This is a genomic window from Phyllobacterium phragmitis (assembly GCF_002980495.1).
GTDB classification, from domain to species: Bacteria; Pseudomonadota; Alphaproteobacteria; order Rhizobiales; family Rhizobiaceae; genus Paramesorhizobium; species Paramesorhizobium phragmitis.
This window is the reverse complement of the sequence record NZ_PVBR01000006.1, coordinates 258,599-272,669: the sequence shown is the minus strand read 5'-3', so window position 1 is coordinate 272,669 and position 14,071 is coordinate 258,599. Positions and strand designations below refer to the sequence as shown.

Here is a 14,071-nt window from a genome sequence, read left to right as displayed (position 1 = left end):
CAGATCACTGGCGTCTTCTCATCCGATCTGAGGCACTGCGCCATATGCCCCTCCAAGATATTTCTTGTAGAGGTTGTCGTTTCGGCGGACGGATTGAACGTCCATCAGGCTATAAACATTCGACCGACCAAGTTGATCCTTTTCGGTGAAGACGACCTCCTCCTTGCTGAGATCATCGAGCAGGGATGCCGAGTGACACGACATCCACAACTGGGCACCTGCCGGATTGCGGTCGGGATCATAAAACCAACGGACGATCTCCGGCAGGATTAACGGGTGGATCGACAGATCCAACTCGTCAATGACCGCAACGCCCCCCTTCTGTAGCGCCAACAACAGAAGTGGAAAAATGCGGATGAACGATCGCGTTCCTTGACTTTCCAGAGTCCATGGCATCGGGGCGTGCAAACCTTCGTGCTTAAACAACGCCGTCGGCCCAGACGCTGTCTGGACAATTTCCATCTGCTCGACACCAACATCGATGCGCTGAAGCTCTCTGTTAAGGCTCTCAACCGCTGCCGGATTTTGCGCAAGGAACTGGATAATATCCCTATCCGAAAACTCCGTTCGCTCCATAAGTATGTTGCGGAAGACCGCGCTTGCTGCTTCGGCTAGCACCTTGGACGGCTCGTGCTCGAAGAGCGCAAGGGTGGACACCACGCTGGCGTCGTCCCGCACCTTGTCAATGACTTGGCTGTAGCCGGTCAGGGAAAACGCCCGCGAACCGCGCACGTCCTTGTCGGCACCACGCTCGAACACTCGTTGCCACTTCCCCTGTCCGTGAGGCTTGTGACGGAGGACCTCCCGCCGGACCGTTTTGATAACCCCGTCTTTCGTAAGAAGCTCCAATTCGTAGCGGTAGAGGCCGAAATCGCTATTCCGGTGCGTGGGAGAATTGACAGCCTCGAATGATAATTCCGTCAACCCGCCCATCTCGAGCGCCAGACGAACGGGGCGGTTCATCGATTCCTCGTCGTTGAACCGCTCACACGGCAATGCGCCTTGATTCTGAAAGCTGTCTTTCAGAAACCACGACAGAAACGTGAGCGCCTTGAGAACCGAGGATTTACCGGACCCGTTAGCGCCGAATAGTGCGACGATCTTCGGAGCGCGCTCCTCCGCGCCGGGAAACAGCGGTGAAAACCGCTCTGGATACTCGGGGACATTCCGCGGAATCCGCAGATCGAGGATCTGGGGATCACGGAACGAGTAAAAGTTCTCAATTTCCAGACGATATATCATAGCAACCAATATAGTCACCTGTTCCTGCGATTTCAACGAATTTCTGTCAAACTTCTGATTTTACCACGGCACCCGGCCCTATCAAGACGAGCAGGCGGGGTGAGGCAGAACTGCGGTCCAGCAAGCTGCTACCCCATGCGCAGCTTTCGTTAACGTCAAAAATCGCGTGGCGCTGTTCAGCTGTGCGGAGCCCTCTGTTCAACGAAACGCATGCGAAACCGGCCGCACAGCATGTTTCTCTTAAAGGCGAAGCGTTCGCCGGCATTGCTTTGCTGGCGGATGGGCCAGGGAGACCGTCATCGCCCGTAACGAAGGAACGTTTGCGTCCCTTGCCACCTTCAATAAGAACGACTGTGTCACTAACGAGCTGCCTTACTCAAGCAGACGTTCCTAGCGCTGCGCGCGCGAAAGCACGTCACCCGGTTCCGAGCCTCCCCCATACCATCCGTCAGAGTCCTTCCTCCTCGGAAAGGTCCGGCGACACATTATTGTCCGTCCCAGGATCAGCACCTGCCACCGGGATGCCGCCCGCGAGCAGCTTCTCCTTGCTGAGTAGCCCCGCGTCCTCGAGCGCCTCCATGTCCGGCAAATCGCGCAGGCTGTCCAGGCCGAAATGCGACAGGAACTCCTTCGTCGTCACATAGGTGTAGGGGGCGCCCGGTTGCGGGCTCCTGGGACCGGAGGCGATGAAGCCGACACTGCGAAGGCGGCCGATTAGATCGCGGGAGATCTCGCGCCCGAAGAAGGTCGAGAGCTCCGCCCGCGTGATCGGCTGGTAATAGGCGATGGTGGTCAGCACCAGGGATTCGGACTCCGACAGCGCGACGGCTTTGTCGCTGACGCCGACGGCCGCCCGGATCGCATCGCCAAAGGCCAGACGCGTCCGGTGCTGCCAGCCACCGGCCACCGACACCAGCTCATAGGGTCGGCCGCGCAACTCCTCACGAATATCGTCGATGATCAGGTCGAGATTACACGACTTCCCGATCACGCGCGCCAGTATCTCGCGGCCGACCGGCTCGGCCGAGGCAAAAATCACCGCCTCGACGCGGCCCATCCATTCGCGCCAGCGCAGATCGGGCGGCAAATGCTCGAGATCGGCATCGAAGATCTCCGGCTGTTTAGGAGCGCGCGCCATTGTCACAGGCCATAGAGCCGGAAGGTCGAACGACCGGTGAGCTCGCGCACGGCGCCGAGCGTCTCGAGGCGTTCGAACAATCGGCGGGCGGAGCGCTCGCTGATGGCGTCGGTAGCCGAGCGAGCGGTCTGTGCATCCTCCATCAGCAGAACAAGCAGCACTGTGTCGGCATGCTTGTTGCGCAGTTTCGGCGCCACCTCGAGCAATCGAGCGGCTTTGCGGCATAGATCGGCGTGGAGATCCGAGGCACGCGCCGCCGCCCGCGCATAGGCGGCAGCGCAGGTGATTGGCCAGCGGCCATCGCCGTTGAGGTGATCGGGCGCGCTACGCAAGTCCTTGCGTTTGATCTCGGCGGCGAGCAGCGGCACTGGCCGCAGCCATTTGAGGCGTGAGGCGACGATCGCATCGGCCAGCCACAGCGCCAGCAGCTCGGCATCCGGCCGGAATTTCATCGTCACGGCGACGATCTCAGCTGCCGCCGCCACCGGATTGCCCTCGCCCTTGGCCAGGCGCTCTGCGACGGCATAGACGTCGTGCAGCCGATCATCGATCGGGAGTTGCAGCACCGCCGAGGCGGTCAGCCACCGATCGTCGGCGAGCAGAGTGCGCCGTTCGACCAGCCGGCGCCAGCCGATCAACACCTTCCCACCCGGACCGGGATCGTCGCCCGGCCGGGTCAGTTTGACCGCATCGCGCAACGCGGCCTCGTCTTCCGTGCGACCGAGAAAACCCATCAATGCCGCAGCACTGGTCAGCGCCAGGCGATCGCGCCACAGGCTGCCGATCGGGTGTTCGTCGATCGCCATAGCATGCAGGCTGGCCAGCGCCGCGCCGGCAGCAAAACCCGCGTCTGCCGGGCCTTCCGGCAGCGTACGCAGCCGCAGCGCCGGCGGCATAGCGGGGTAGGTTGGTGGTGCGGGAATCAGCATTCGGGGTGATTTGGCCATACCTGACGCTAGCACAGCACGGCGGTTTAAGCTACTATGTTGAGCACTAACCGCCGCGCCTGTCGAGCTGATTTTGCGTCCAATAAGCTTCCATTATTGGACGTATTCTGATAGGCTTCAAAACCATGGCAAATCCCCCGGAAAACACGCCCAAAATCAACTTTTCGAGTGCCGACGATCTCCCCGAAGTCGTCGATCTGGTCATGGAAATGGGCGCCACACCGCCGCCGTCACGCCTCGAAGCACTCGTCGAGACGGCGACGGCCTACGCCAAAGCCGCCAGCTCCGAGAACACCCGCGAAGCCTATGCCGGCGACTGGCGGCATTTCACCTCGTGGTGCCGCCGCGAAGGCCTTGAGGCAATGCCGCCATCTACCCAGGTGATCGGGCTCTATATCAGCGCCTGCGCCGCCGGCGATCCCAAACGCGGCCTCCCTCCCCTCTCGGTCGCCACCATCGAGCGCCGACTTTCCGGCCTCGCCTGGAACTTCACCCAGCGCGGCCAGCCGATGGACCGTGACGACCGCCACATCGCTACGGTGCTGGCCGGCATTCGCCGCAAGCACGCCAGGCCGCCGCGGCAGAAGGAAGCGGTCCTCGGCGACGACGTCAAGGCCATGGTCGCCACCCTCGGGCACGATCTCAGGGGCCTGCGCGACCGCGCCATCCTGCTGCTCGGCTTTGCCGGCGGCCTGCGGCGCTCCGAGATCGTCGGCCTCGATGTCGTCCGCGACGATCACAGCGACGGCGCCGGCTGGATCGAGATCCTCGACAAAGGCCTGCTGGTGACGCTGCGCGGCAAGACCGGCTGGCGCGAGGTCGAAGTCGGCCGCGGCGCCTCCGACCGGACGTGCCCGGTCGCAGCACTCGAGACCTGGCTCCGCTTCGGCCGCATTGCGCGCGGCCCCCTCTTCCGCCGCATTTTCAAGGACAATAAGACGGTCGATGTCGAGCGGCTCTCCAGCAAGCATGTCGTCCGCCTGGTCAAGCAGACGGTGCTTGCTGCCGGGGTCCGCTCCGACCTTCCGGAAGACGAGCGGGTGCTGCTGTTCGCCGGGCACTCGCTACGCGCCGGCCTCGCCTCCTCGGCCGAGATCGAGGAGCGCTACGTGCAAAAGCAGCTTGGGCATGCCTCGGCCGAGATGACGCGCAAATATCAGCGCCGGCGCGACAGGTTTCGCACCAACCTCACCAAGGCGAGCGGTCTGTAGAAGTCCCCTCCCCTACTGCTGCCTAGCGATCAGGGTTCGACTGCGCTTGTGTGGTGTTATCAAATTTGATAATGTCTGATGATGAGAGAGATCGCCTGGATCAAGGCCGCGCAGAAGGATTTTCGGAAATTCCCCAAGGCCGTCCAGGACACCATGCTGGATGCGGTTACGATCGCAAGCTTTGGGCAGAAGGCGGATTTGGCAAAACCGATGAAGCATCTGGGTTCGGGGGTGATGGAAATCGCCCTGCCCTTCCGCTCCGACGCCTACCGGGTGATCTACACCGTCCAGATTGGCGATGCCCTTTGGGTTGTTCATGCCTTTCAGAAGAAGTCGACCAAGGGCATCGCAACGCCAAAGAAGGAGATCGACCTCATCAAGGCGCGGCTAAAGCAAATACGGGAGATGGAGTCATGAGTGAAGACAAGATCGAGATCGTCAGAGGCAGCGGCAACGTCTACGCCGACATGGGTGATCCCGACGCCGATACCAAGCAGATGAAGGCTTTCCTGGCAGCCGAGATTATCGCTGTCCTGAACAGGCGGCACCTCACTGTCAGAGCTGCGGCGGAACTGACCGGTGTTACACCGTCAGACATCTCGAACGTCCGCAACGCCCATCTCGGCAAGTTCACGATCGACCGGCTTGTGCGGGTTCTGAACCGGCTGGATCGAAAGGTGACAGTCACCGTCGAGAAGACCGGGCGCGGAACTGTCGCTGCCTGATGGGGCCAGGTTGCTCCGTCGGCGGTGCCCTGCCTGGTCAGGACAGCGACACATGAAAGCAGCTTCTTCGCCGCGTACAAAAGGGTACCCGGAATGATCGACCAAGGCCCCATCCGCCTGCTGGACGCCGCCTCGGTGGAGGCCGTGCTCGCAAGCCTCGATCCGGCGTCGGCTGACAGGGACCTGGTTCCCGCCATGACGAAAGCCTTTCCCGGATTCTCGATCACGGCCTCTGCGGTCGACGATTTCTACTGGCGTGGCGATACCCGCACCGTCTTGTCCGACGACGGCACGCGCCTCGGCGACCATCGCGCCTGGGTGGAAAATGAGCTGGCCGCGCTTGGCGGCGACCTGACAGCCTTCTGGAACCGCTACCGATCGGGCGCAAACAAATTCACCGAATGGCGCGGCACCAGTGTATTTGCCTTCGCACCGACAGGCCGCGGCGTCGCCGACTTCGTCCAGATCTCCCTCGGCCGTGAGGTCGAGGTTCTGGCCGGGCCGGTCGTCGATCCCGATTACCGCCCCTACAGCGCAGATGATCTTATCGACCCGTCCTGGGTGCCGCGCGAGCCCGCCACGAACGCCCAATTGCTTTCTGGACCCGTATACCGGCCGCGCGGCCGCACAGGTGGCGGCATCGTCCACATGAAGAGCTTCCTCGGGCGCCGGGCCCGCGTCGAACGCGAACTGCGGGCGGCGCGCCGGCCCGAGCTCGAGAACCGGATGATTCACGAGGTTGGACCCGCCGGAATGCGAGACATCCCGTTCCTGCAGGCCAATCCTGGTTGGTTCGATTTCGTGCCGCGCGAGAACCGCTTCTTTGCCGACTGGGACCGCTCGAGCGCCGCCGCGGACCGCATTTTTGACCACTGGGCCTTCGACATCCACGACTTCGAAGAGCGCGGCCGACGGGAGATCGGCTTCAATCCGCGACCGCTCAATATGCCGTCGGAGCGGCTCCTTGCAGACGAGGCCGTATCGGTCCACCGATTGATGGAGCGGATCGAGACGATCGATGAGGAAGTCGGGCTTCCCTTCGCCTGGTTTTTCCTGATGACGCACGGCCACTGGGGCGATCCGGACGTCGGCCATGCGATCGCCAACGGGGTGCGTGCGGCTCGCGTGCGCCTGCCCGACCGCGACGCCGCGGTGTTGCTAGCCTGGGGCGACAAGCCCTATCTGTTCTGAGCGGGCGTCTTCCGGTATGATTTCACCCTCTCCCCGGAAACGACGCTCGATCTTGAGCGTGCTCCTGGCCGGGCGTGGGACCGCCTCCGCGTCAATAGCACGGCGATAAACGCCCCTCCCCTTCATCCAAACAGGCGACGGTCCCAATAGACCGGCTGGTGCAGGGTGGTCTGAATGGCTCCGAACTCGGGATGAGCGGGGTTGATCAAGACATTGCGATCGAGCCGCGCAACGACACTGGGCACCAGGAGGATAAGACTACGCCGGTCGAGGCACCACGTTTCGCCGAAATCCTTGGTCACCGTCGCCGGCATCGCGTCCCAGCCGGGCAGTGACGGCGGCAAAAAGATCTCATAGCTCAGTCCGCGCGGTACAGTGATTTCGATGAAATGCTGGTTGGGCGGCAGCCTGCCGCTGCCGTGGACCAGTTTCTCCAGAAGAGCCGTCGAATAATGCTCGCTGGTATAGATGATCGGACTGCCCCGCGTATTCCACCGTCCAGGAGCAATCGTCGACCCGGTCGCATTAAAGATGGGATAGGCCCCGGCAGGATCCCCGATCCGAAAGCATTGTAGGGTGCGATCGAGAACCTGCGCTGTCACGCAGCGCTGCCGTATTTCAGACCTGCGAGTATTTCGAGCACCAGTTCAGCGCCAATCTCGTTTTGGATGACCACATCAATTGGGCGCCGGTCTTCCAGCATGGGATGAACCCGGAACAGAAAGTCGCGTGCCTCATCCTCGGTCTGCCAGACATCGAGAGCAAGGTTCCAGACGCGCGCCACCCGCGCAACACGCATGCCCTCATCCGACGACAGCTTCAGCGCACCGCGCTTCCGCCTCTCATAAGTAGCCTTGGGAACGAGGCGGTACTTGAATTGAGCGTCACCCGGTGCCAACAAGCGCGCCACGCGTTCCAGTGCGATCATAGGCAGCCCGTTCTCGATCGACGTCATCAGACCGAATGGCGACCGTGCGGCTGTCCCCTTGGGCGGCAGGCCGAGCACGTCAGCGATGTTTCCAATTGCCAGCATCATCGAACTCCACTTCACATGATGACAAATATAGCCTCATGTGAGGCTCCGTGCAAGGTCGATTGGAGTGGGCGCGAAGATTTATAAGCTGAGCTTGGCCCTCTTCCCAATGACAGATAACGTCGTCGCCTTTTCGGCTCCTGAACGCATTCGTACAACCTCATCCTGCAAACTATTGACGAGGTCGTGGCTGCTGACACCTACCGAAAACGCGGCAAGCGCCGCCAACCTCAGGCCCGCGATCATTGCTGCCTCGGCCGTCGTGCCGGGCGAGACTGGCTCTCTCCATGCACTGGCGTCGTTCACTACTGCCGTTGCGGCCCGGAAGACAGCGTCCGAGTATGTCTCCACGAGTTCGGAGAACTCCTGCAGCTGTCGATCATCCTCGAAGAACCGATCTACGGGAGCTGCCGGCGGAAGCTTGTTCACGGCGGAAGACACCTCACGGGCAACGACTTCGACAAGATCGGCCAGTTCATCCGCGCGCTGATCGAGGTCGGACCACTTTACCAGCCGACTGCCGATCCCCTCCTGAACCGCCAATTCATCATCGGATAGGGCAGCGATGCGAGCGGAAATGCGGAGTCCCCCACCCTCCTCTTCTGAGATCGGCGCCAAGCGAATCCTGAGTTTGCGCGTCGATGCCTCTTCCAGAGCCCTCGCCCGCCTCAAGGCGTCCGCAATGCCTTTCCCAACGGCGCTTTGATCATCCGTCATTTCGAGGTCCTCCTCCAAACCCTGGGGTGCGACGACCTCCAGACAGTGTCCGCCGCAGGGCGTCGCTGATCTCGAGACCAGCTCCTCCTGCGGCTCCGCCATTGTCTGATGAGTTCAGCGGATTGGATTCCTGTTCCATCGGCTTTTTCGCATCCAGCTCGGACCGTAAGAGAGCCATGACCATAGGCCAGGTCGAGAATTTCCCCTCGCGGGCACGGTCGGTTAGACTACGCAGATAACCGCCGGCATTGTTGATCTGCTCGGTACGCTGGTAGATCGCCGCCAGGGTGATCGCCGCGTGCTGCTCGCCCATGACGTCGCAGGCTTCACGCCAGGCGCTGGGACTGATTGCCAGCATCGGCCGGGCCAACTCTACCGTCGCGAGAAAGTCACGCCAGTGCCGGATTTCTCCGCCCTGCGCCAGGTCGCGCAGATTTGGGCAAGCGTCCAGTACGATTCCCAAGGGCAGCTCCCGCTTCGGTAGGCTCCGTACGTTGTCGGTTTCCGCGGCGGTGCCGCCTGCTTCTTTCTTTTCTCGAAAGCTCCCTTTAGATTCAATTTGGGAGTCTGGGTTTGAATTCTGTATGTGGCGACCAGAATGGGACTCATTGGCGTCCATATCCTGTGTTTTTGCGAATGTTTCCAAGACCTCACGTATCTCGGTGTAGAGGCTGTGCAGGTCGGTACAGATGTCATCCACGAGCTGTCTAGACGCGGTGCGCGGCAGACGGCCGATGATGGCCTGATAGGTTTGCTGCACCCTACCCCAATTGCCCGGCACCCTCTCTTCGATGCCCGTGTCGATCAGCTTGACGACATCGCGCCGCAGCAGCGTCAGGCGCTCTTTAGCGACCCGAAATGCGTTCTTCTCAGATTTGACAGCGTCCGCAAGCTCGGCGAACTCCTCGGCCCGCGCCACGATCGGGGACAGATCAAATCCGTAGGCCTGCTCGATCTGGCCTCCCCTGCCCTTTCGGGCGAAGCGCTTGCCATTGGGACTGTCGCGCCGAATGACCAGCCCACATTCGACGAGCACGGCCAGGTGCCGGCGCAGCGTGGTCGGGGGCATGCCGTTCGCCCGCGCGGCCAACTGCTCGTTCGAAGGCCAGACGATCAGATCGCCAGCGGCCGACAACTCTGTCTCGCGATGGAAGGACAGGAGTGCGTTGAGGATTGCCAGCGATCGATCGGTGGCGCCCAGGAGATCTTTCGCTTCGCGGATATGCTGGAACACCTGCCACTTCTGGACGGCAGCATCCTTCGGCATCTCTCGTGCGGTAGCCTGGTTTAGAATCTGGCCGAGCGATATCGACCGCCGCCCGAAGGGCGTCGTTGTGGTATGTGTCTGCATTGTCTTTCACCTATCACTAGGCAAAAGAAGCCAACCCGTCGAAATCGACGTCTTTGTCCTGTTGGGACGCTTGACTGTGATTCGCGGAAATGCGATTCTCTAGGTGCTTAAACTCGAGAAGGGCTTCCGGATCTTATTTCGGGGGCCTTTTTCTTTTGCGATTGCTCCTTGTCTAGTTTCCTTCTGACTCCAAAAACTCCTGGTACAGCCTCTCCAGGTTGGCGGAGAGGAAGTCGCCGAACTTTGGTGCGTCTTTAGCTTTAAGCTCGAGCGTAAAGGCTCTAGCGCCACCTTTTGCGGCCACCTTCACGGCTTCCCCGGCCAGAGACCATTCTCGTCGCTGTGGTGTCGCACCTGCAGCCCTGCGTTTCTTAGGCTGCTTGAGGGATGAGCAGAGAAGCGAAAAGCGCGTTTCAAGTGGATCCGCTTTGAACTGTTCGGACCGCACGATTTCGCTCGCGAACGTTGCCATTTCCGGGTTCAGAACAAGTTTCTTGAGTTCCTCCCAGCGATCACGCCCAATGCCCGTGGCCGGCACGAGCGCATCGAGCACGTCGGCAGGGACATGCTCGACAACAGAGAGCATCCGCGACAGCAGCGTGTCGTCGATCGTGAGAGACTCCTTGATGATGTCCTTGCCAATTCCTGCTTGATGCAGGCGGTTTGCAAACAGGGCCTTTTCAATGAATGTCTGATTCAGGCGGGCATTGTTCTCATGACCTTGAGCGATGATCTGCTCCTCGAGGTCGTTGAGAGGCTTCACCACAGCGCGAACCTTGATCCCAAGTTGCCGCGCTGCCCTTGTGCGCCGGTGCCCGAAAACAATGATGAACCGCCCAGGTTGATCTGGATGCGGTCGCACGAGAATAGGGGAGGACTGTCCCGCCTTCCGGATCGCCTCAACGAACTGCAGAAAATCGGGGTCGTCTCCGGCACGGTCCGCAAAGGGAGACTCGTCGAGGACGTCCGGATCGAGCGAGACAATTGCATCCCCTTCGAGAATCCGCATCGAGTTCTCGGCTATTTCGTCGAGTGACTGCGTCATCAATCGGGATGCACCCTTGCGGGCATAGTCCGCCCGACTCTCCGTTGGCTTCGGCGCCCGCGCTTCGCCCGGAGTTGCTCCAATGGAGGTCAGCAGATGCTTTCGAGCCACGGGTCCCTCCCTCTTTCTACCGCTAAATGTTTGCACTCACTTGCTTTTTTGCCGTTCTGCACGGCTGTCAAAAACATCTTCATTTCCGCCCCCAAGCCTTATGGATCAGCGAAACGATCTCGGCATTGACAGCGTTGAGTGACTCGATGGCGCGATCGTAGGTGGAGCGCGTGAATTGACTGCGCTCCACTTCATAAAGGGTCTGCTTGGTAATCCCAGCGTCAGAGACCGCCGTGGACTTCAGCATCTGGTTTTCGAGGACACGTTTCCCGAACATCGCTTGCATGAAGCCTACCATCTGGGACTGCGGCCCATCTGTTGGTTCATAGCGTGTGACAAGATATCGGAACCACTTCAGACGCACTCTGGCACCCGCGTCCTTTATCGACTGAAGGATCCCACCGAGCATCAACAGGAACTGGCTCATGGACATTACATCCAGCATCTGCGGATGGACCGTGATTAGGACCGATGTTGAAGCCGTAAGAGCAGTCAACGTGAGATAGCCCAGTTGAGGAGGGCAGTCGATCACGACGACGTCGTATCGGTCCTCCACCTCCCTGAGGGCCTGAGAGATGCGCGTAAAGAAGAGCCGACCTTCGGGAGAGCTCTTGCTGGTGGCTGCTAACGGGGTCTCGTATTCATATTCCTGCAGTTCCAGATTCGCAGGCACGATATCGAGGCCGGGAAAGTTCGTGGGCTGAATGATCTCTTTGATCGACCGCCGCTTCTCGTCGTAGCGTATCGCCTCGAAGAGTGAGGGGTTCTTGTCAAGCTCGGGCTGGATGCCGTGAAGTGCAGTGAGCGACGCCTGCGGGTCGAGATCGATCGCTAGAACGCGGTGCCCGGTCAGCGCGAGATATTGCGCCAAGTGCGCCGCGGTCGTCGTCTTGCCGCTGCCACCTTTGAAGTTCACGATCGACACCACCTGCAGCTCCTCGCCGGCACGGCGCCGAGGAACGTAGCGTCTGATGTCCGTGCGGCCGTGTTTGTCGAGGAACTGTCGAAGCTCAAGCATCTGCTCTGCCGTATATGATCGCCTTCCTGAGACAGAAACTTGTGGGGCCGGGCCCTTGCCCTCCAGGTGCAGCTTCTTGATATGGTTTTGCGTCACGCCAAGAAACTCGGCAACTTCTCCCAGCGAAAAAAGGCGCAGCCCCTTCTCGCCGTCCGGAGCATATTGCTCTAAACGCAGCATATTGAGCTTGTCGGAGATCAGTTCCCCTTGCTCAAGAATTTCCTCGTCGAAATCGAGGTCTGTGCCGATAAGTTGCGTCACAATCGTCCTAACCGCTCTCTGAATAACGCTTTTACCCACTCAATGAACGAGAAAGCGTTATTACTATGGGCGATTCCCTCGGACCCGCAAGTTCTTTTTGGTTAACAGCATCTTAATCGGCTTGGACGACTTTCACACCTACCGGCCAACTCTTAAGGCAGCCACCAACGTTTTCAAATGGTTAGCAAAGCTTCCTTGGTTTCCGACCGTCAACTGGCACCTATCAGTTTTGACAGGGTGCCAAGGGGTTCAGGCGGCCCATTTCGTCGCCCGGACCATCGCTCGTCGGCGACTCGGGCCGACTCACCCTGTCAGATTCGATAGGGTGACGATCATCCCTCACGCTGAAATCTTCCCTCCCATTGTTGCAGGGGGAGTTCGAAATGATGACGGGATCCAAGTTTCGCTCGATTTGTGAAGCGCGGTCGAGAGCAGTTCGGCACGAGGGACGAGGCAATGGCTGACCGCCGCTCTCACGCCAGGCTCGTGCGCAAACTCGAAGAGTCGTTCGGCGACGTTATCTGCGCAGCGCTCGCCGACGCGAGCGTGGTCGAAATCATGCTCAACCCGAATGGCCGGCTGTTCATCGAAAGGCTCGGGCAGGGGATCGCGCCAGCGGGCAACATGACACCGGGCGCGGCCGAGATCGTCATCGGCAGTGTCGCTCACGCGCTTGGCTCGGAGGTCGATGACCACCGACCGATCGTATCAGGCGAGTTGCCGATCGACGGTCACCGCTTTGAGGGTCTTTTGCCTCCCGTCGTCGCCGCTCCAGCCTTCACGATCCGGCGGCGGGCGTCTCGCCTCATTCCACTTGGCGACTATGTGCACGATGGGATTATGACTGGCGAGCAGGCGCGTACCATTCAGAATGCAGTGTCATCCCGTCTCAACATCGTTGTTTCCGGCGGAACCGGGTCGGGTAAGACCACCCTCGCCAATGCGATCTTGCAGGAAATCGCACACGAAGGACCAAACCAGAGGCTGGTGATCCTCGAGGACACGGCCGAGCTCCAGTGTGTGGCCGAGAACGCTGTGGCGCTGCACACCTCCGACAGTGTCGACATGGCACGCCTCCTCAAATCCACCATGCGCCTTCGTCCTGACCGGATTATTGTAGGCGAAGTCCGCGACGGCGCCGCGCTCACGCTCATCAAGGGCTGGAATACCGGCCATCCGGGTGGGCTGACCACCATCCACGCCAACAGTGCTCAGTCGGCGCTGCGCCGTCTCGAGCAGCTGACCGCGGAAGCCAGCCAGCAGCCGATGCGCGAAGTGATCGGCGAAGCAATCGATCTGGTCGTCGCCATCGAGCGTACGCCGCGTGGCCGGATCGTGCGCGACATCATCCATGTCGAGCGGTTCGCCCACGGCGAATACCAAATCGAACCGGTTGCGAGCGAGGAGGGGGATCATCATGTCGCGTAATGTGCTGGGGCCGGTCGCACTGATTGCGGTCAGCTTTATTGTCCTGGCGAGTCAGCCCGCACTTGCGGGCGGCGGAGGTGGTTTGCCCTGGGAAGGGCCGTTGCAGCAGATCCAGCAGTCGATTACCGGACCGGTCGCCGGGTTCATTGCCTTGGCGGCCGTCGCGGTCGCCGGCGGCATGCTGATCTTCGGCGGCGAACTGAACGATTTCGCGCGGCGGCTGATGTATGTTGTGCTGGTTGCCGGCATCTTGCTCGGCGCCACCCAGATTGTTGGTCTGTTCGGAGCATCGGGTGCTTCGGTCGGCAATATCGAAAGCACGATTCCATCGACTCCGGAGGTGGGGCGGGGGCATGGCTGAGACGTCGTCCCCTCTCGCCGTCTCGATGATCCATCGCGCTTTGTCGCGACCGAACCTGCTTATGGGCGCGGATCGCGAACTCGTGTTGCTGACCGGTCTGGCTGCGGTGATCCTGATCTTCGTCGTGCTGACCTGGTTTTCGGCGCTGTTCGGTGCCGCGATCTGGATCGGCGTGGTGGCCGCACTGCGCATGATGGCCAAGGCCGATCCTCTCATGCGGAAAGTCTACATCCGACACATCCATTATCGGCCGATCTATCGCCCGACATCAACGCCTTGGCGAAAGGCGTAG

At 60.6% G+C, this 14,071-nt stretch carries 16 protein-coding genes; 7 read left to right on the top strand and 9 right to left on the bottom strand.

What is annotated here, in order from left to right:
- Window positions 1-18 precede the first annotated feature (18 nt).
- From C5748_RS10825 to C5748_RS10815, 3 genes are all read right to left on the bottom strand, one after another.
- A complete protein-coding gene (locus C5748_RS10825) occupies window positions 19-1,278 on the bottom strand; it encodes an AAA family ATPase (protein WP_245428988.1) in 1,260 nt (419 codons plus the stop codon).
- 412 nt (window positions 1,279-1,690) lie between these two features.
- On the bottom strand, window positions 1,691-2,380 hold the full coding sequence (scpB, locus tag C5748_RS10820) for an SMC-Scp complex subunit ScpB (protein ID WP_105741940.1): 690 nt from the start codon (window positions 2,378-2,380) through the stop codon (window positions 1,691-1,693).
- A 2-nt stretch (window positions 2,381-2,382) separates the two neighbouring features.
- Window positions 2,383-3,342 (bottom strand): DUF1403 family protein, encoded by a 960-nt coding sequence (locus C5748_RS10815; protein ID WP_146119505.1) that lies wholly within the window; start codon window positions 3,340-3,342, stop codon window positions 2,383-2,385.
- 110 nt (window positions 3,343-3,452) lie between these two features.
- Between C5748_RS10815 and C5748_RS10810 the strand changes: the two genes are divergently transcribed.
- From C5748_RS10810 to C5748_RS10795, 4 genes are all read left to right on the top strand, one after another.
- Window positions 3,453-4,538 carry a tyrosine-type recombinase/integrase gene (locus C5748_RS10810; protein WP_105741938.1) on the top strand — a complete coding sequence of 362 codons (1,086 nt, stop codon included), beginning with the start codon at window positions 3,453-3,455 and terminating at the stop codon, window positions 4,536-4,538.
- Window positions 4,539-4,616: 78 nt separating this feature from the next.
- Complete coding sequence (locus C5748_RS10805) at window positions 4,617-4,955, top strand: type II toxin-antitoxin system RelE/ParE family toxin (RefSeq protein ID WP_199194765.1); 339 nt, start codon at window positions 4,617-4,619, stop codon at window positions 4,953-4,955.
- Complete coding sequence (locus C5748_RS10800) at window positions 4,952-5,263, top strand: helix-turn-helix domain-containing protein (protein WP_105741937.1); 312 nt, start codon at window positions 4,952-4,954, stop codon at window positions 5,261-5,263. The genes C5748_RS10805 and C5748_RS10800 overlap by 4 nt, the downstream gene beginning before the upstream one ends.
- Window positions 5,264-5,356: 93 nt before the next feature.
- Complete coding sequence (locus C5748_RS10795; protein WP_105741936.1) at window positions 5,357-6,454, top strand: hypothetical protein; 1,098 nt, start codon at window positions 5,357-5,359, stop codon at window positions 6,452-6,454.
- Window positions 6,455-6,576: 122 nt separating this feature from the next.
- Here the strand turns inward: C5748_RS10795 and C5748_RS10790 are convergent, their stop codons facing one another.
- From C5748_RS10790 to repA, 6 genes are all read right to left on the bottom strand, one after another.
- A complete protein-coding gene (locus C5748_RS10790) occupies window positions 6,577-7,056 on the bottom strand; it encodes an RES family NAD+ phosphorylase (RefSeq protein WP_105741935.1) in 480 nt (159 codons plus the stop codon).
- Window positions 7,053-7,487 (bottom strand): antitoxin Xre-like helix-turn-helix domain-containing protein, encoded by a 435-nt coding sequence (locus C5748_RS10785; RefSeq protein WP_105741979.1) that lies wholly within the window; start codon window positions 7,485-7,487, stop codon window positions 7,053-7,055. Before C5748_RS10785 ends, C5748_RS10790 begins: the two co-directional genes overlap by 4 nt.
- Window positions 7,488-7,568: 81 nt before the next feature.
- Entirely contained in the window at window positions 7,569-8,204 is a 636-nt protein-coding gene (locus tag C5748_RS10780; RefSeq protein WP_105741934.1) for a hypothetical protein, read from the bottom strand.
- The gene (gene repC, locus C5748_RS10775) at window positions 8,194-9,555 is read right to left on the bottom strand and encodes a plasmid replication protein RepC (RefSeq protein ID WP_105741933.1); all 1,362 of its coding nucleotides are present in this window, start codon (window positions 9,553-9,555) and stop codon (window positions 8,194-8,196) included. Before repC ends, C5748_RS10780 begins: the two co-directional genes overlap by 11 nt.
- Before the next feature lie 172 nt (window positions 9,556-9,727).
- Window positions 9,728-10,711 carry a plasmid partitioning protein RepB gene (gene repB / locus C5748_RS10770; protein WP_105741932.1) on the bottom strand — a complete coding sequence of 328 codons (984 nt, stop codon included), beginning with the start codon at window positions 10,709-10,711 and terminating at the stop codon, window positions 9,728-9,730.
- 79 nt (window positions 10,712-10,790) lie between these two features.
- The gene (gene repA / locus C5748_RS10765; RefSeq protein ID WP_105741978.1) at window positions 10,791-11,993 is read right to left on the bottom strand and encodes a plasmid partitioning protein RepA; all 1,203 of its coding nucleotides are present in this window, start codon (window positions 11,991-11,993) and stop codon (window positions 10,791-10,793) included.
- Window positions 11,994-12,446: 453 nt separating this feature from the next.
- Between repA and trbB the strand changes: the two genes are divergently transcribed.
- From trbB to C5748_RS10750, 3 genes are read left to right on the top strand one after another with little or no spacing between them, the layout of a single operon-like run.
- Window positions 12,447-13,418: a P-type conjugative transfer ATPase TrbB gene (gene trbB, locus C5748_RS10760; protein WP_105741931.1), complete on the top strand. Its 972-nt coding sequence runs from the start codon at window positions 12,447-12,449 to the stop codon at window positions 13,416-13,418.
- Window positions 13,408-13,779, top strand: coding sequence for a TrbC/VirB2 family protein (locus tag C5748_RS10755; protein ID WP_105741930.1), 372 nt, complete (start codon window positions 13,408-13,410; stop codon window positions 13,777-13,779). The genes trbB and C5748_RS10755 overlap by 11 nt, the downstream gene beginning before the upstream one ends.
- The gene (locus C5748_RS10750) at window positions 13,772-14,071 is read left to right on the top strand and encodes a conjugal transfer protein TrbD (protein WP_105741929.1); all 300 of its coding nucleotides are present in this window, start codon (window positions 13,772-13,774) and stop codon (window positions 14,069-14,071) included. The genes C5748_RS10755 and C5748_RS10750 overlap by 8 nt, the downstream gene beginning before the upstream one ends.